Origin of the sequence: Rhizobium binxianense (genome assembly GCF_028994275.1) — a bacterium.
GTDB lineage: Bacteria > Pseudomonadota > Alphaproteobacteria > Rhizobiales > Rhizobiaceae > Rhizobium > Rhizobium binxianense.
The window spans coordinates 2713983-2731332 of sequence record NZ_CP118713.1 but is presented as its reverse complement, the minus strand read 5'-3'; the positions used below and the strand labels follow the sequence as shown (position 1 = coordinate 2731332).

15 protein-coding genes and 1 other RNA gene are annotated in these 17350 nt (G+C 61.9%); 14 read left to right on the top strand and 2 right to left on the bottom strand.

Annotation, left to right across the window (positions count from 1 at the left end):
- Nucleotides 1-32: 32 nt before the first annotated feature.
- Nucleotides 33-668 (bottom strand): LysE family translocator, encoded by a 636-nt coding sequence (locus PO860_RS13525; protein ID WP_183608175.1) that lies wholly within the window; start codon nucleotides 666-668, stop codon nucleotides 33-35.
- Between the two features lie 57 nt (nucleotides 669-725).
- On the bottom strand, nucleotides 726-1937 hold the full coding sequence (locus PO860_RS13520; protein ID WP_183608176.1) for a pyrophosphate--fructose-6-phosphate 1-phosphotransferase: 1212 nt from the start codon (nucleotides 1935-1937) through the stop codon (nucleotides 726-728).
- 514 nt (nucleotides 1938-2451) lie between these two features.
- On the opposite strand from PO860_RS13520, the gene PO860_RS13515 reads away from it, so the two are divergent.
- The 14 genes from PO860_RS13515 to murD all read left to right on the top strand — a co-directional run bounded on the left by PO860_RS13515 (nucleotide 2452) and on the right by murD (nucleotide 17349).
- On the top strand, nucleotides 2452-3159 hold the full coding sequence (locus PO860_RS13515) for a J domain-containing protein (protein ID WP_097620884.1): 708 nt from the start codon (nucleotides 2452-2454) through the stop codon (nucleotides 3157-3159).
- A complete protein-coding gene (locus tag PO860_RS13510) occupies nucleotides 3156-3917 on the top strand; it encodes an N-acetylmuramoyl-L-alanine amidase (protein ID WP_273884245.1) in 762 nt (253 codons plus the stop codon). Before PO860_RS13515 ends, PO860_RS13510 begins: the two co-directional genes overlap by 4 nt.
- 261 nt (nucleotides 3918-4178) lie before the next feature.
- Nucleotides 4179-4706 (top strand): lytic transglycosylase domain-containing protein, encoded by a 528-nt coding sequence (locus PO860_RS13505; RefSeq protein ID WP_273881122.1) that lies wholly within the window; start codon nucleotides 4179-4181, stop codon nucleotides 4704-4706.
- A gap of 118 nt (nucleotides 4707-4824) precedes the next feature.
- Nucleotides 4825-6012, top strand: a complete 1188-nt coding sequence (locus PO860_RS13500) for an NAD(P)/FAD-dependent oxidoreductase (RefSeq protein WP_273884244.1) — start codon at nucleotides 4825-4827, stop codon at nucleotides 6010-6012.
- Between the two features lie 10 nt (nucleotides 6013-6022).
- A complete protein-coding gene (locus PO860_RS13495) occupies nucleotides 6023-7198 on the top strand; it encodes an NAD(P)/FAD-dependent oxidoreductase (protein ID WP_273881121.1) in 1176 nt (391 codons plus the stop codon).
- A 55-nt stretch (nucleotides 7199-7253) separates the two neighbouring features.
- Nucleotides 7254-7651: RNase P RNA component class A (rnpB, locus tag PO860_RS13490), an RNA gene on the top strand.
- A gap of 428 nt (nucleotides 7652-8079) precedes the next feature.
- Nucleotides 8080-8517 carry a division/cell wall cluster transcriptional repressor MraZ gene (mraZ, locus tag PO860_RS13485; RefSeq protein WP_273884243.1) on the top strand — a complete coding sequence of 146 codons (438 nt, stop codon included), beginning with the start codon at nucleotides 8080-8082 and terminating at the stop codon, nucleotides 8515-8517.
- 17 nt (nucleotides 8518-8534) lie between these two features.
- The gene (rsmH, locus tag PO860_RS13480; protein ID WP_273884242.1) at nucleotides 8535-9560 is read left to right on the top strand and encodes a 16S rRNA (cytosine(1402)-N(4))-methyltransferase RsmH; all 1026 of its coding nucleotides are present in this window, start codon (nucleotides 8535-8537) and stop codon (nucleotides 9558-9560) included.
- 1 nt (nucleotide 9561) lies between these two features.
- On the top strand, nucleotides 9562-10092 hold the full coding sequence (gene ftsL / locus PO860_RS13475; RefSeq protein ID WP_183608183.1) for a cell division protein FtsL: 531 nt from the start codon (nucleotides 9562-9564) through the stop codon (nucleotides 10090-10092).
- Nucleotides 10092-11849, top strand: coding sequence for a peptidoglycan D,D-transpeptidase FtsI family protein (locus PO860_RS13470; protein WP_272782084.1), 1758 nt, complete (start codon nucleotides 10092-10094; stop codon nucleotides 11847-11849). Before ftsL ends, PO860_RS13470 begins: the two co-directional genes overlap by 1 nt.
- Before the next feature lie 6 nt (nucleotides 11850-11855).
- Nucleotides 11856-13376, top strand: coding sequence for a UDP-N-acetylmuramoyl-L-alanyl-D-glutamate--2,6-diaminopimelate ligase (locus PO860_RS13465; RefSeq protein WP_183608185.1), 1521 nt, complete (start codon nucleotides 11856-11858; stop codon nucleotides 13374-13376).
- On the top strand, nucleotides 13373-14806 hold the full coding sequence (locus PO860_RS13460) for a UDP-N-acetylmuramoylalanyl-D-glutamyl-2,6-diaminopimelate--D-alanyl-D-alanine ligase (protein ID WP_183608186.1): 1434 nt from the start codon (nucleotides 13373-13375) through the stop codon (nucleotides 14804-14806). The genes PO860_RS13465 and PO860_RS13460 overlap by 4 nt, the downstream gene beginning before the upstream one ends.
- A 22-nt stretch (nucleotides 14807-14828) precedes the next feature.
- Entirely contained in the window at nucleotides 14829-15929 is a 1101-nt protein-coding gene (mraY, locus tag PO860_RS13455; protein ID WP_003593357.1) for a phospho-N-acetylmuramoyl-pentapeptide-transferase, read from the top strand.
- A gap of 7 nt (nucleotides 15930-15936) precedes the next feature.
- Nucleotides 15937-17349, top strand: coding sequence for a UDP-N-acetylmuramoyl-L-alanine--D-glutamate ligase (gene murD / locus PO860_RS13450; RefSeq protein WP_183608187.1), 1413 nt, complete (start codon nucleotides 15937-15939; stop codon nucleotides 17347-17349).
- Nucleotide 17350: the final 1 nt, after the last annotated feature.

Below are 17350 nucleotides of genomic sequence, written 5' to 3'. Positions count from 1 at the left end.
ATTCGTGGCATTCCGGCAACCACGGAATATTTCTAGGCTGCAATACGGCGATACCCGGCAGTGACGGCGCCTGCGGCGATCAGCAAGGTGCCGCCGGTGCGGTTTACGGCGCGCTGGATGCTCGCCTTGCGAATCAGTCCGCGCGCGGTATGGGCGAGAAATGCGTAGGTGGAAGCGTTAAGGATCGCCAGCACGAGGAAGGTCGCTTCCATGATCGCCATCTGGCCGACGAAGGGCAGGGCCGGATTGAGGAACTGCGGCACGAAGGCGACGAAGAAGATGATGCTCTTGGGATTGAGGGCGGTGACGACATAGGCGTGGAGGAAGATCTTGAGCGACTTTTCCTCCGGCAGATTGTCGTTGTCGGCGACCGGTTCCCCGATCACAGGAGCCCGCCAGAGCTTGATTCCCAGCCAGATCAGGTAGGCGCCGCCGATCCACTTCAAGACGGTGAAGAGGGTGGCGGAGGCGGCCAGGACGGCGCCGAGTCCGAAGAGAGACGCCGTCATCGCGGTGAAGTCACCAAGCGCCACGCCGCTGACAGTCGCAAACGCAGTCCTGCGTCCATGACCGAGCGCATAGGAGACGACGAGCAGTATCGTCGGCCCCGGTATGGCCAGCATGATGGCGGATGCGGCCGCAAAAGCGAGCCAGGCTTCAAATGACATGGTGTCTCCTCCTATTCCTCAGGAACAAGCAAAGACATCATATTAACCATCCGTCAATCACGCTTCTTTGTATTTCTGGCCTATATTGTCCATGACTTCGGCAAACCATCCCGTAGAAAGGTCAAAAGCCTTGCCGCCCTTGATGCGCGGGAATTCTATAGTGCGCAATTTACCGTTTTGCGCTTCATCATGGCCGGTGACGCCGGAGACTTTGTTGAGCGCGCTTTCGACGGCGAGATCGACCATGCTCTGGATCAGCCTGAGATCGTCGCCGTTGGCAGGCGCCGAGCGGGCGAAATAGCCTGATTTCTGCACGAGGGAACGCTCGGCGTTCAACAGGCTGGCGAACTGCTTCTGGAACCAGGCGCCGACATTGATCGTGTCGATTTTCACATGGCCGAAGGCGTCGCGCTTGACGGTCTCGCCGGCGGCTTCACGCTCGGCGACGATGGCGTCGAGGCAGGCGCCTTCCGAGACGAAGACCGTGGCGTGGCCGTTGCGGTCCATGCTTTCCTTGAGACGGGCGGCCTCGGCGTCGAGGTCGAAGGCCATCTCAGGCAGGTAGACGGCGTCGATGCTCTTCAGATGCGCGTCCATCATCAGGCCGTCGACATACTGGTTGCGGCTGGTGCGCTGGAGATAGGCGCGGGCGGTCGCGGCCGTCAGCCAGCCGCAATGGCGGCCCATGACCTCGTGGATGACCAGGGTGCGCGGGGCGGCCGTCTGTTCGTTGCCGACATTGTCGAAGAAATGCGCGCCGACTTCGGCGGCCGTCCAGGCGCCGAGCGACTGGCGGATCGGCACGACGTCGTTGTCGACGGTTTTCGGCAGGCCGACGACGGTGAGGTTGTAACCGTTGGCAGCGAGGTAGGCGGCAAGGTCGGCGGCCGTGGTGTTGGTGTCGTCGCCGCCGATCGTGTGGAGAATGGTGATGCCGTCATTGGCGAGGCGTTCGGCGGCGACCCTGAGCGGGTTCTCGCCTTCCTTGACCAGGCCGCGCTTGACGCAATCGGCAGCATTGGTGAGCTTGACGCGGCTGTTGCCGATCGGCGAGCCGCCATAACGATGCAGCAGCGGCGCCTTTTCGCGCATCTCGCGGGTGATGTCGATGCTGTCGCCGGTGAGCACGCCCTGGTAGCCGGACTTGTACGCGACGATATCGAGGTCGGGTGCCACGTCGCTGTAGCGTTCGATGAGGCCGCCGACGGCGGAGGAAAGACAGGGCGCCAGGCCTCCGGCGGTCAGCATTGCGACTTTCTGCTTGGCCATGATCCCTCCTATGGCGTTTCGGTGCGGCGGTATCGGCGAACGCGCTTCGCATCACATTTGATTCACGCGACGCGCTTAGCCCTTTGTTTTTATGCATGTCGTTATTCCGGAACCGCTGCACCCTTCCGGGCGACATGCATGAGCGCATGGATGCGGCAGGGAAAGGGACCTGTAAAGTAAAGAATTTACGAAAAGCGCGCCTTTCTGCCGCGTGGTGACTGGAAGAGCTGATATAATCGTTTCAAGCCGGTTATGACTGTCGAGAACTGTTGTGGAAATTGCCGGCCGCCTGCGCTCGGGAGCCAACCTATTGGACAGATGTCGGTCATCTCGGCGGCGCCGAGTCTTGCTCTCATGCGGGTCCAAGCGAGCGTGATGACCCTTTGCTGCGGTGCGACAATTACCAAATCGTGAAAACTGTGTTCGGCCCTACGACCAATAGTCGCCTTGCAAAGGCTGCGATTCTTTGGTCAAGCTGTTCGCTATAAGTTGACAAGTATGTGTGAGATTTTCGATGTCCTTCTGGGAAAAACTGTTGAATGCCATTGGCAATACCGCGGGCAATGCGCTCTCCGCGGTGGTCGAGGCTATCCGAACGGTTTTCGAAGGCGATCCCGAGACCCGGCGCAAGGTGGCTTTCTCTGTGGCGATCATCGCACTGTCGGCCAAGATGGCCAAGGCCGACGGCATCGTCAGCGAGAAGGAGGTCGAAGCCTTCCGCGAAATCTTCGAATTCCCTGAGGATCAAGCGAAGAACGTCGCCAGGCTGTACAATCTGGCACGCCAGGATGTGGCCGGCTACGAAGCCTATGCCGAACGGCTCTCGACGCTTTGCGTCACCTGCGCGGCCAATTGCACGGTGCTGGAAGACGTGCTCGATGGCCTCTTCCATATCGCCAAGGCCGACGGGTTGATCCACGAGAAGGAACTGAATTTCCTGCGCCATATCGGCGAGATCTTCGAGATGAGCGAAACCCGCTTCGAGCAGATCGCCGCCCGCCACGTCTCATCCGGCGGCGATCCTTACAAGGTGCTCGGCGTCTCGCCTTCGGATGATTTTCCGACGATCCGCCGCCGTTACCATGGCCTCGTGAGCGAACATCATCCTGATCGGCTGATCTCACGCGGCGTGCCGAAGGAATTCCATGTGATCGCCAATGAACGCATGGCGGCGTTGAACGCCGCCTATGCGGCGATCGAGAAGGAACGCCGCGCCGCATGACCTCTTTCGAGGCCGACTTCAGGAGCGCCCGCGTGCAGCCTTCGCCGAACCACGGCGAGCGGACGGATGGGCGCCGCCCGGACATGATCCTGTTGCACTATACCGGTATGCCGACGGCGGATGGCGCGCTCGACTGGCTCTGTCGCGCCGAGAGCCAGGTTTCCAGCCATTATTTCGTGCATGAGAACGGTGAGGTGGTGCAGCTCGTGCCGGAAACGCGCCGTGCCTGGCACGCCGGAAAGAGCAGTTGGCGCGGCGAAACGGATATCAATTCGCTGTCGATCGGTATCGAGATCGCCAATGCTGGCCGTCCGGGCGGGCTTCCCGATTATCCGGAAAAGCAGATCGGCGCGGTGATTGAATTGTGTCGCGACTGTGTCAAACGTTGGTCGATCGCGCCGGAACGGGTGCTTGGGCATTCCGATGTCGCGCCGATCCGTAAGGTCGATCCGGGCGAAAAATTCCCGTGGGCCGAGCTCCACCGGGCGGGCGTCGGGCACTGGGTCGAGCCGGCAAGGATCACCGGCGGGCGCTTCTTCCAGCGTGGCGATGCCGGCCAACCTGTCGAAGCCCTACAGTCGATGCTGTCGCTCTATGGTTATGGCACTGAGATCACAGGCCAATTTTCGGAAAAGACGGCGGGTGACGTGGAAGCTTTCCAGCGCCATTTCCGGCCCGAACGGGTTGACGGAATCGCCGATTTCTCGACGATCGACACGCTGCACCGGCTGCTGTCGGCGCTGCCGCGTTATTCCTGATCGGAAGAGCCAGGTATCAGGGCGGATTTCTCGCGACCGGCGGGAAAACCGTCTCGCCACATCATTTCCCTATTATCTCCTCATTGCGATGGTCTAAGGACGCCCGCTGAACAGCGCTCACAGCTTTTTCAAGTGTAATGATGGGCGCCAAATGAAACGATAAGAATTGCTGCGGAATGCGATCAGTCCTTGATCGCGTATGACCGGATGACGGCGAGGCGCGCAGTCATGCAATTCTTTGGGTCGGAGTGAAGAGACTATATGAAGAATTTTATTGTTGGCGCTGCGGCGTGCTTCGGCATGCTGCTGGCAGGGTATAACTTTGCCTCGGCGAATGATGACTGGGGTATCAGGGCGCAAACCATTTCGCTGAAGACCGTCGATCGCCAGAGCGGCTATGCCATGCCGGACTTCTCCACCACCGTTCCCTATGCCGCGCTGATCAATAAATATGCCGCCGAATACAACGTGCCTGTCGCGCTCGCCCAGGCCGTCATTCGCGTCGAGAGCAATTTCAATCCGAAAGCACGCGGCAGCGCCGGCGAAGTGGGCCTGATGCAGATCAAGCCGGCAACGGCCAGGATGATGGGATATTCCGGCACACGCAAAGGCCTATTCGATCCCGAAACAAACATCAAATACGGCATGAAATATCTGGCCGCCGCCCATCAGCTCGGTGGCGGGCAGACTTGCAACACCATCCTCAAATACAATGCCGGCCATGCCGCAACGCGGATGAACCCGGTGTCGAAGACCTATTGCGGCAAGGTCCTGGCGATGCTCGACTGAGTACAGTGACGCGCGTCTGGGCAAGATGCCGTTGCGGCAATTTTGCGATATGAATCAGCCTGCTTGCCATGATATCCCGGCTTGAAACGAGGTGGACCACCTCGCAATGAGGTGGGATATGGCAGTCGATTTCAGGTTCATCGTTATCGGGCGCGGCATGATGGGCGCGGCGGCTGCGCGGCATCTCTCCTCGATGGCCGACGGCATTGCGCTGATCGGCCCGCGCGAGCCGGAGGAGCGCAAGGCCCATGATGGCGTCTTCGCCAGCCATTATGACGAAGCGCGCATCACCCGCACCTTCGACGGCAGTCTGGCCTGGGGAACCTTCGCCGCCCGTGCGCTCGACCGTTACCGTGAGATTGAGGCAAGGAGCAGCATTTCCTTTTATTCCGAGGTTGGCTGCCTCTTTGCCGGTCCGACGCCAAAGGATGAGCAGGACTATATCAACCGGGCGCTGACGATCAGCCGGACGCTCGGCAGCGATATCGAGACCATCGCGCCGTCGGAACTTCGCCAACGTTTTTCCTATCTTGCCGTCGATCCTGATTTCACGGGATATTTCGAGCGCAAGCGCGCCGGCCACATCAACCCGCGGGCGCTGGTGCGGGCGCAGGCGTGGCTTGCCGAACTGGGCGGCGTCTCGCTGATCGAGGCAACCGCGACGTCCGTGCGCGACGCGGGTTCGCATGTCGAAGTGACGGCCGGCGGCAGAAGCTACAGCGCCGAGCGCGTACTGGTCGCGGCCGGCGGCTTCAGCAATTTTCATAGCCTGCTGCCGCGTCCCATCGATACCAGGGTGATGGCGCGCACGGTCGTCTTTTACGAAATGGGCGAGCGTGAGATGGCGATCTTCGGCGATATGCCGTCGACCATCGTGCTCGGCGATCGGGAAGAGGACCACATCTATATTCTGCCGCCGGTGCGTTATCCCGACGGCAAGACCTATCTAAAACTCGGCGGCGATACCGAGGCGCTTTCCTTCCAGAAGCTGGAGGATGCCGGCGCGTGGTTCCGTTCCGACGGCAGTGCGGCCGAACGCGATCACCTCTCGCGCATCGCCCTGCAGCTGATGCCGGAGCTTGCCGGCTGCCCGGTTACTTCAGGCCCATGTGTGGCGAATTTCACGCCGACCGGCTACCCCTATGTCGGCTTCACGCAGTCGCCGCGCATCGGCGTGCTCACCGGCGGTAATTTCGTGGCAGCCAAATCTTCCGACGAACTCGGGCGCCTCGGCGCCGTGCTTCTGGCGGAAGGACGGCTCTTGGATGAGGATTTCGGCCGCGCGCTGACGCCGGTCTTCGCTTGAGAGGGATAACATGGCAGTCGATTTCAAATATATCGTCGTCGGCCGCGGGCTGATGGGAGCCGCCGCCGCGCGGCATCTGGCGCGGCAGACCGATGGCGTGGCGGTGATCGGCCCGGATGAGCCTGATGATCGCAAGGCGCATCAGGGCGTCTTCGCCAGCCATTACGACGAGGGGCGCATCACCCGCACCATCGATCCCGACCGCAACTGGGCGCTGCTCGCCAACCGCTCGATCGGCCGTTATGACGAGCTCGCCCGCGACAGCGGCATCGACTTCTACCGCGAGGTTGGCTGCGTCGTCGTCGCGCCGGATGGAAGCGACTATCTCGAAAACACTCGGAAGGCGGCTATTTCGCTCGGCGTCGAAACCAGCCTTCTCGATGAGGCAGGGCTGAAGGCCGCCTTTCCTTTCTTCGCCTTTCCTGACGGCGGCGCCGGCGTCTTCGAGGCGAAGGGGGCCGGGCATATCAGCCCGCGCAAGCTGGTCAAGGCACAGTCGCTGCTGGCCGAAAAGGCGGGTGCGGCGGTTATCCGCGACTATGTCGTCTCAATCGGCAGCGAGGGCGGGTCGGCGGTCGTCAAGACATCGGGAGGTCAGAGCTATCGCGCTGAAAAGGTGCTGCTGGCGGCGGGCGGATTTTCCATTGCGGAGAATCTGTTGCCGCGGCCTGTTGCCATGACGGTTTATGCCCGGACCGTGACGCTGTTCGAGGTCAGCGAGGCCGATGCGGCGCGCCTGGCCGGGATGCCGTCACTGATTTTCAAAACACCTGACATTCATATCTATCTGCTGCCACCGATCCGTTATCCCGACAGCAAATTCTACCTGAAGATCGGCGGCGACCCGGACGATCTGGTCCTCCGCGACGAGGCGGCGATGCGCGCCTGGTTCAAGACCGAGGGGCGCGACAGCGTACGCGCGCATCTCACCCGCATCGTCGAAGGTCTCGTGCCCGACATGGTGCCGCTCTCGATCTCGACGGCGGCCTGCATCGTGTCGGAGACGGAAAGCGGCTACCCGATGATCGGTTATACCTCGTCGCCAGAAATCGCCGTGTTGACGGGCTGTGCCGGCACATCCGCCAAGAGCTCGGATGAAATCGGCCGGCTCGGAGCCGAGCTGCTTTTGTCAGGCGGAATCAGCGCGCAGGGCTACTCCACGGATTTCACACCGCAATTTCGCTAAGCCATATCATTTATTTCGATAGCAATTGCCATCTCTCTCGTTTATGGGAGCCCTGCCAGTTGGCTGGGCAGCCGCGCTTTACCAATGCCGAAAGGCGGTAGGGTGAGGAAAGTCCGGGCTCCACGGAAACACGGTGCCGGATAACGTCCGGCGAGGGCGACCTCAGGGAAAGTGCCACAGAAAGCAAACCGCCTGTCATGACAGGTAAGGGTGAAAGGGTGGGGTAAGAGCCCACCGCATCTCCGGCAACGGAAATGGCACGGTAAACCCCACCGGGAGCAAGACCGAATAGGGATGACGCGGCGAGCCGAAAGGCTCTCCGGCTGGTTTCCAGGCCAGTCATCCGGGTGGGTTGCGTGAGGCAGCGTGCGAGCGCTGTCCCAGAGGAATGGCTGCCACGTTCCGGTTCACGCCGGAGCCATACAGAACCCGGCTTACAGGCCAACTGGCGATTAACATTTGTGGCGCGATCAGCCGCCGAATCGCGGGATAATTTCCATATAAGCCGCTGAAACAAAATGTTTTCAAGGAGATGCTGATGCATCCCTTCGGGCGGAAATTCGTTTTTGTGAAAGTGCCGTCGTTACGCCTCGTGCGAGTGGTGATCCTAACCCTTTGTTAAACTTAACGGCTTATAAATTTTTGATCATGCGTCCATTGCAAACTGGGCGTATCCCATTGACGCCCATATGGTCCCATGCTATCCCAAATGTGCACTGCACCGGGGCAATCACCTGCCCGTTCATCGCAAAGCAAAGGCGTCTTCCGCTCCGGAAGCGTCGGAGGGGTTTTTGCTCATCCGGCTTGCGAAGCTGTGCCTGATATCGGGAGTTTCGGGCGACTTTTGGTCCGGATCCCTGCGGGAACGGATGTTTCGTGTGATGAGCCGCTTCCTTTCGAACGCGACCAACAGGATCGATGCCAAGGGCAGGGTTTCCGTGCCTTCGGCATTTCGTTCCGTGCTGGCGCAGCGCAACGTTCAGGAGCTTTATTGCTTTCAGGACTTTGTGTTTCCGGCGATCAGCGTCGGCGGTCCGGATCTTCTCGAAAGATTCGAACGGCAGATTGCAGCGGAGGACCCGTTTTCGCCGGATGCGAACGAGATGTCGCTTCTCATTCATGGGGGCGGGGTCTTCATGAAGCTCGACGCCGAGGGGCGGCTGATGGTCACGGATTTCATTCGCGACTTTACCGGCATCTCGGACGAAGTGACCTTCGTCGGTCGGGCGGATCATTTTCAGCTCTGGCAGCCGCAGGCTTTTGTGGCCGCGCAGGCGCAGGCACGAGGGGAGCGCAAGCTGGCGGGCAAGCGTTCCTGAAAGAGCGAGGGAACGGAATGGCGGCGAATCCTGGCGGAGGTTCAACTGATGCCGGTGGCGGACCGGTTCGTCACATTCCGGTTCTTCTCGACGAAGTGCTTTCAGCGCTGGCGCCCGCACCCGGCAAGCTCATCCTTGATGGCACATTCGGTGCGGGCGGCTACAGCTCGGCCATCCTCGCGGCCGGCGCCGAGGTGATCGCGCTCGACCGCGACCCCAGCGCGATTGCCGCTGGCCAGGCAATGGTCGCCGCCCATGGCGGCCGTCTCAAGCTCGTTCATTCGCAATTCTCACATCTCGCCGATCATGCGCCGCAAGGGGGACTTGACGGCGTCGTGCTCGATATCGGCGTTTCCTCCATGCAGATCGATGAGGCCGAGCGCGGATTCTCCTTCCAGAAGAACGGGCCGCTCGACATGCGCATGTCGGCGACAGGCGTTTCGGCCGCCGATGTCGTCAATCGTGCCAAGGTCGCCGACCTCATCCGCATCTTTCATTTCCTTGGCGAGGAAAGCCAGTCGCCGCGCATCGCGCATGCGATCGAGAAGCGTCGAGAGGAAAAGCCGTTCGAAACGACGCGCGATCTTGCCGGTCTCATCGAGCTCGTCACCCCGCGCAAGATGAAGGACAAGATCCATCCGGCAACGCGCGTTTTCCAGGCCTTGCGGATTTTCGTCAACGACGAGCTCGGTGAACTCGCGCAGGCGCTGTTTGCGGCGGAAGCGGTGCTGAAGCCGGGCGGCCGGCTCGTCGTCGTCACCTTTCATTCGCTCGAAGACCGCATCGTCAAGAAATTTTTCTCCGACCGTGCCGGCAAGGCGTCGGGGTCGCGGCATCTGCCGGTCGCGCATGAGCGGGCGGCAACGTTTGCGGCTGTGGGCAAGCCGATGGTTTCGGCAAGCGAGGCGGAGGCGGAGATCAATCCGCGCGCCCGCTCCGCCAAGCTGCGCGCCGGCCTGAGGACGGATGCCGCTGCCGAAGCTGCGGATATGTCGCTCTTCGGCTTTCCCAATCTCGCCAGTCTCGGAAAGCTTGGAGGTTGATATGCTGAAAACGTTCGATCTCGTGCTTATCGGCGTTATGACGGCCACCGCCGCCGTCACCTACACGATCAAGCATCGCGCCGAATTGAAGCTCGAGGAGGTTCATCGCCTCGAAGCCGAGATCAAGCTCGAGGAGGACACGATCGACCTTCTCAAGGCCGACTGGGCGCTGCAATCGCAGCCGAACCGTCTGGAACGGCTGGTCAAGGCCTATGATGACGAACTGCAGCTGCAGCCGACGGAATCGACGGCGCTGGTGCATGCCAAGGAATTGCCGATGTTGAAATCCGAGGTTCCCGTGCCCGATGTGACTGAGGCCAAAGCCAACGGTGCGGCCGGGGCGGGCGCCAAGGGTGCGACTGTGGCCAGCGCCAAAGGCGCGACCGAGGCCAGCGCCAAAGGCGCGACCGGCAAGGGGCAGCCCGTTCCGACGCCCGCGCCGCGCGGCGCAGTGGAGCCGCACGGCGCAGTGACGCTCGATGGCGGGGCGGAGGATGAGGCAGACGAGATCGAAACGGGGTCGGTGGAATAATGTCGTTTCTTTCCCGCATCATGGTTTTGAAGAGCCAGGCGCATTTTTCCGCCGGCGTTTATAACCGTTTCGGCGGTCCCTCCGCCGGCCTGGCGATCGAGGGGTCGCGCAAGAAAAAATCGGGGCAGGCAAAAAGCCGCGTCGGCCTGCTGATCCTCGGCTTCATGGGGGTTTACGTCATCATCGGCGGCCGCCTCGTCGAATATGCGATGAAGGATCAGGAAGTCGTCTCCAGCATCCTGCCGCCCGATCGGCTGATGGCCTCGCGCCCCGACATTCTCGACCGCAACGGCGAAGTGCTGGCGACCGACATCCGCACCGTCTCGCTGTTTGCCGAGCCCAACAAGATCGTCGATGCCGACGAGGCGGTCGAGAAGCTTTCAACGGTGCTGCCCGAACTCGATGTGAGGGACACCTATAAGAAGCTTTCGGTCAAGACCTCGCATTTCGCCTGGTTGCGCCGGCAGCTGACGCCGAAGCAGCAGAGCCAGATCCTGGCGCTCGGCATTCCCGGCATCGGCTTCCGGCCGGAGAAGCGCCGCTTCTATCCGGGCGGCTCGACTGCCGCGCACATCCTCGGCTACGTCAATATCGACAACCGCGGCGTCGCCGGAATGGAGAAATATATCGACGATCAGGGACTTGCCGACCTCGCTTCGGTCGGCATGACCAGCGACCAGCCGCTCGAGCCGGTGCGGCTTTCGATTGACCTGCGCGTGCAGAATATCGTCCGGGATGCGGTCGTCAACGCCGTGAACAACTTCCAGTCCAAGGGGGCGGGTGCCGCTGTTATCGACGTGCATACGGGAGAGGTGCTGGCGATGGCGTCGGCGCCGGATTTCGATCCGAACGAGCCGCAGGAAGGCGCCAAGGACGGTTGGCTCAACCGAATGACCAACGGCACCTTCGAAATGGGCTCGACCTTCAAGACCTTTTCACTGGCGATGGCGCTCGACACCGGCAAAGTGAAGATGACCGACAGTTTCGATGCCAGCAAATCGATCTATATCGGCGGCTTCACCATCCACGATTTTCATGGACAGCGCCGCTGGCTGACCGTTCCCGAGATTTTCCAGTATTCTTCGAATATCGGCACGGCGCGCGTCATAGACATCGTCGGCATCGACGCGCAGAAGGACTATCTGACCAAGTTCGGCCTGTTGACGAAGATGCAGACCGAGTTGCCCGAAGTGAAGATGCCGAGCCAGCCGCGCGTCTGGAAGAAGATCAATTCGATCACGATCTCCTTCGGCCATGGTGTCTCGACGACGGCGCTGCAGACAGGGGTGGCGGCGGCCGCTCTCGTCAATGGCGGCAAGCTGATCGAGCCGACATTCCTACCGCGCACGCGCGAACAGGCCGATGAGATCGCCACGCAGGTGATCAAGAAGACGACCAGCGACGAGATCCGCTATCTGCTTGACTTCAACGGGTACAAGGGTTCCGGGCGTGTTGCCCGCGTGCCGGGCTTTGCCGTCGGCAGCAAGACCGGGACGGCCGACAAGGTGGTGAACGGGCGGTATTCGGCGACACTGAACTTCAATTCCTTCATTGCCGCATTCCCCATCAACGATCCCAAATATGCGGTGATCACCTTCTGCGACGAGCCGAAGACCGGCGAAAAGCAATATGGCGGAACGATCTCCGCCGGTACCGCCGGCCCGATTGCCCGTGAGATCATCCGCCGCGCGGCCCCCATTCTCGGCATCGAGCCGAAATTCGGGGAGGGCGGATCGGCCTTGCTGGTGTCTTATTGAGTGTGAATGAATATCGACGCCGATTCGCGAGGGGTGAACCGGCTTCAACAGAGAAAAGTGCGTGCGATGAAATTGCGAGACCTGGCCGGAGATCAGTTTCCGGAACTTGAAGCACAGCTCGAAGGCCCGGCAGGCTTGCTTGATATTTCAGGCCTGTCTTCGGATAGCCGCCATGTGGCGCCGGGTTATGCCTTCGTCGCGGTCGCCGGCACCAAGGCTGATGGCGCGGGCTTCATTGCGGATGCCGCCGGCCGCGGTGCTGCGGTGGCGGTCGCCTCCCAAGCCATCGATGCCTCCATTCCGGTTCTTGCGGTCAAAGAGCCGCGGCGTTTCCTTTCCATCGCCGCTTCGCGCTTCCACGGCAGGCAGCCCGATACGATGGTTGCCGTCACCGGCACGGCGGGCAAAACCTCCGTCGCCTCCTTCGTCCGGCAGATCTGGGCGCATGCGGGGCATGCGGCGGCGATGATCGGCACGACGGGTGTCGTCTCGCCGACGCGCAACGAATATGGCGCGCTGACGACGCCCGATCCGGTGTCGCTGCACAAGCTGCTGGCCGAACTCGCCGACGAAGGTGTCACGCATGCGGCGATGGAGGCCTCCAGCCATGGCCTCGACCAGTGCCGGCTCGATGGCGTCAAGCTTGCGGCCGCCGCCTTCACCAATCTCGGCCGCGATCACATGGATTATCATCCCACGATCGAAGACTATATGGCCGCCAAGATGCGGCTTTTCGATACGCTGTTGCCGAAGGGGTCGCCGGCGGTGATTTTTGCCGACGATCCGTGGTCGGCGCAGGCAATCAAGGCCGCGACCGATGCCGGTCACGACGTCCGCACCGTCGGGCGCAAGGGCGATTACCTCTCCTTGAAACGCGTCGAGCACTTCCGCCACAAGCAGATGGCGGAGATCCATATCGGCGGCGAGATCTTCGAGGTGGATATTCCGCTGGCGGGGGATTTCCAGGTCGCCAACGCCCTTGTTGCGGCAGGGCTTGCGATGTCGACCGGCGTGGCCGCTAGGGTTGCGATGGCCGCACTCGAGAAGCTCGTCGGCGCCTCCGGCCGTCTCGAACTGGTCGGCCATACGAAAGACGGCGCGCTCGCTTATGTCGACTACGCCCACAAGCCGGATGCGCTGGAAAATGTGCTGGGCTCGGTCAGGCCTTTCACGACAGGCCGCGTTATCGTCGTTTTCGGCTGCGGCGGCGACCGCGATCGCGGCAAGCGGCCGATCATGGGCGAAATCGCCTGCCGGCTTGCCGATGTCGTGATCGTCACCGACGACAATCCGCGTTCGGAGGAACCGGCCTCGATCCGCGCCGAGATCATGGCGGCAGCAAGCTGCGCCTCGGAAATTGCCGATCGCGCCGCGGCGATCCGCGAAGCTGTCGGCATGCTGAGATCCGGCGATACGCTGATCGTTGCCGGCAAGGGGCATGAGGAAGGACAGACGATCGGCGGCATCACGCTGCCGTTCTCCGATCATGCGGAGGTGCGCAAGGCCTTGGAGGAACTGAAATCTTGAGCTGGCTCTGGACGACCGAAGACATGATCGCAGCGATGGCGGGGCGCCCCTTCGGCACTCTGCCCGAAGGCATCACCGGCATTTCCATCGACAGCCGCTCGATTGCTCCGGGCGAGGCCTTCTTCGCGATCAAGGGCGACCGTGTCGACGGTCACGACTACGCATCGATGGCGACGGCAAACGGCGCCTCCCTTCTCGTCGTCAGCGAGGCGAGGCTTCCCGCCATGGGCCGCCTGACGGTGCCGATGATCGTCGTCGAAGACGTGCTCGCCGCCCTCGGCCGGCTCGGCCTTGCCTCGCGCGAGCGCTCGCGGGCTCGGATCATTGCGGTGACGGGTTCTGTGGGAAAGACGACCACCAAGGAAATGCTGCGGCATGTATTGTCGCCGTCGGGCAAGGTGCATGCCTCTGTCGCCTCCTTCAACAATCATTGGGGCGTGCCGCTGACGCTGGCGCGCATGCCTGAGGATACGGATTACGGTGTCTTCGAAGTCGGTATGAACCATCCAGGCGAGATCCGGCCGCTGGTGGCGATGATCCGTCCCGACGTCGCCGTCATCACCACGATCGCGCCGGCGCATCTCGGCAATTTCAAGAACATCAAGGAAATCGCCGCCGCCAAGGCGGAGATCTTCGAGGGGCTGGAGCCGGGCGGCCATGTCGTGCTCAATCGCGACAACGACCAGTTCAATTTCCTCGACCGCACGGCGCAGTCGCTCGGCATCGAACATATCCACTCCTTCGGCCAGCATGCCAAGGCCGAATTCCGGCTGGCGGAATTCAACGGCTCGGACGAGAATTCGACGTTGTGGCTGACGATCGGCGGCGAGACGCTGGAGGTCGCGATCGGCGCCCCCGGCCGCCATATCGCCGAGAATGCTCTGGCAGCGCTCGGCGTCGTCAGGATCGTCGGCGCCGACATGGAAAAGGCGATCGACGCGCTTGGGACGCTGAAGCCGGAAAAGGGCAGGGGCAAACGCCACCGGCTTTCGATCGGCAGCGGCAGCTTCACGCTGATCGACGAGAGCTACAATGCCAATCCGGCTTCGATGCGCGCGGCGATCGCGCTGCTGGCGGCCTCAGAGCCGACCGGCCGCGGACGCCGTATCGCCGTGCTCGGCGACATGCTGGAGATGGGCGAGTATGCGCAGAAGGTTCATGGCGATCTCGCCGTGCCGCTGCTTGCGGCCGGCATCGAATATGTCTGGCTCGCAGGAGCAGAGATGGCTGCGCTCAAGGAATCGTTGCCGGAAAGCGTCCATGTCGAATATCGCGAAAACACCGGCGAATTGACGGACTATGTATTGAACTCGGTCGTACCAGGCGACGTGTTCATGGTGAAATCGTCTCTGGGCATCGGTTTCGGCAAGATCGTCGCCGCGCTCCTTGACAAGTTCCCACCATTTTCCGACACGCAACGCGAACTTTGATCGGGTAAACAAGGAGCCCTGAATGCTGATCTGGCTTGTCGAACTGTCGGAATATTTCAAATTTCTGAACCTGTTCAGATATATTACCTTCCGCACAGGGGCCGCGCTCTTCACCTCAGCACTGATCGTGTTCCTGTTCGGGCCGACGATCATCAATTCGCTGCGCATCCGGCAGGGCAAGGGCCAGCCGATCCGCGCCGACGGGCCGCAGACGCATTTCAAGAAGGCCGGCACGCCGACCATGGGCGGGCTGATGATCCTCGCGGGCATCGTCGGTGCATCACTGCTCTGGGCCGATCTCTCCAACGTCTATGTCGTGGCCACTCTGCTGGTGACGCTCGGCTTCGGCGCAATCGGCTTCTATGACGATTATCTCAAGGTCACGAAGCAGAGCCATATGGGCTTTTCCGGCAAGGCGCGTCTCGGCATCGAATTCGTCATCGCCGGCATCGCCGTCTATTTCATGATGCGCACCGCCCTTGCCTCGGGCGTTGCCGGCTCGACCTTCGGTTCTTCGATCGCCTTTCCGTTCTTCAAGGACTTCATGATCAATATCGGCATCATGTTCGTCGTCTTCGGCGGCTTCGTCATCGTCGGCGCCGGCAATGCCGTCAATCTGACGGACGGTCTCGACGGACTTGCCATCGTGCCTGTGATGATCGCCGCCGCCTCCTTCGGCGTCATCGCCTATCTCGCCGGCAACGTGGTGTTTGCAAACTACCTGCAGATCAATTTCGTGCCCGGCACCGGCGAACTCGCCGTCGTGCTCGGCGCCGTCATCGGCGCCGGACTCGGCTTTCTCTGGTTCAACGCGCCGCCGGCTGCCATCTTCATGGGCGACACCGGGTCGCTGGCGCTCGGCGGCACGATCGGCACCGTCGCCGTCGCAACCAAGCACGAGATCGTCATGGCGATCATCGGCGGCCTTTTCGTCATGGAGACGCTCTCGGTCATCATCCAGGTCGGCTTCTTCAAGATGACCGGCCGGCGTGTCTTCCTGATGGCGCCGATCCATCATCACTTCGAGAAGAAGGGCTGGACCGAGAGCCAGGTGGTGATCCGCTTCTGGATCATCGCCGTCGGCCTTGCCATGCTCGGCCTGTCGACGCTGAAGCTGCGGTGAGGCGGCGATGATCCCGATCACGACGCTCAAGGACAGGAAGGTCGCGCTCTTCGGCCTCGGCGGCTCCGGCTTGGCCACCGCGCGGGCGCTGGTTTCAGGCGGCGCCGAGGTGACCGCCTGGGACGACAATCCCGACAGCGTCGCCAAGGCTTCCGCCGAAGGCATCAGGACGGAAGACCTGCATCACATCGATTGGGGCCAGCAGGCTCTGTTCGTGCTGTCGCCCGGCGTGCCGCTCACTCATCCGAAGCCGCACTGGACCGTCGATCTCGCGCGCGCCGCCGGCGTCGATATCGTCGGCGACGTCGAGCTCTTCGTGCGCGAGCGCCGCGCCCATGCGCCGGATTGCCCCTTCATCGCCATAACAGGCACCAACGGCAAGTCGACCACGACGGCGTTGATCGCCCATATCCTGAAATCATCAGGCTACGACACGCAGCTCGGCGGCAATATCGGCACGGCGGTGCTGACGCTCGATCCGCCGAAGGCTGAGCGTTACTATGTCGTCGAATGCTCTTCCTACCAGATCGATCTGGCGCCGACGCTGAACCCGTCCGCCGGCATCCTGCTCAACCTGACGCCCGATCATCTCGACCGTCACGGCACGATGCAGCATTATGCCGACGTCAAGGAGCGGCTGGTCGCCGGCAGCGCTGTCGCGATCGTCGGCATCGACGACAGCCATTCGGCGCTGATTGCCGACCGCGTCGAGCGGGCGGGCGTCACGGTGGTTCGCATCTCGCGCCGCAACGTGGTGGCATCAGGCATCTATGCCGAAGGGACCAAACTTGTTCAGGCCGCCGGCGGCGCCATGCTGCCCTTCGCCGATCTCGACGGCATCCAGACGCTGCGCGGCAGCCATAATGCCCAGAACGCCGCAGCCGCCGTTGCCGCCTGCCTCGCTGTCGGGGTTTCCGCCGACGACATCCGCGCCGGCCTTGCCTCGTTTCCCGGCCTCAAGCACCGCATGCAGCCGGTCGGACAGCGTGGCCGCGTCGTTTTCGTCAATGATTCCAAAGCAACCAATGCGGATGCCGCAGCACCGGCTCTTTCGAGCTATGATCGCATCTACTGGATTGCCGGCGGCCTGCCGAAATCAGGCGGCATCACGACGCTTGCGCCCTATTTTCCGCGCATCGCCAAGGCCTATCTGATCGGCGAGGCAGCGGCGGAATTTGCAGCGACGCTCGGCGAGGCCGTGCCTTACGAAATCTCGGGCACGCTGGAGCGCGCGGTCGTGCATGCGGCAGCCGACGCCGAGTGCGACGAGAGCGGCTCTTCGGCCGTCATGTTATCACCGGCTTGCGCAAGCTTCGACCAGTATAAGAATTTCGAAGTCAGGGGCGATGCCTTCGTCAGCCACGTGGCGGCCCTTGACGGAATGACGATGCTGATCGGTTCGGCTACAGGAGAGAAATGAC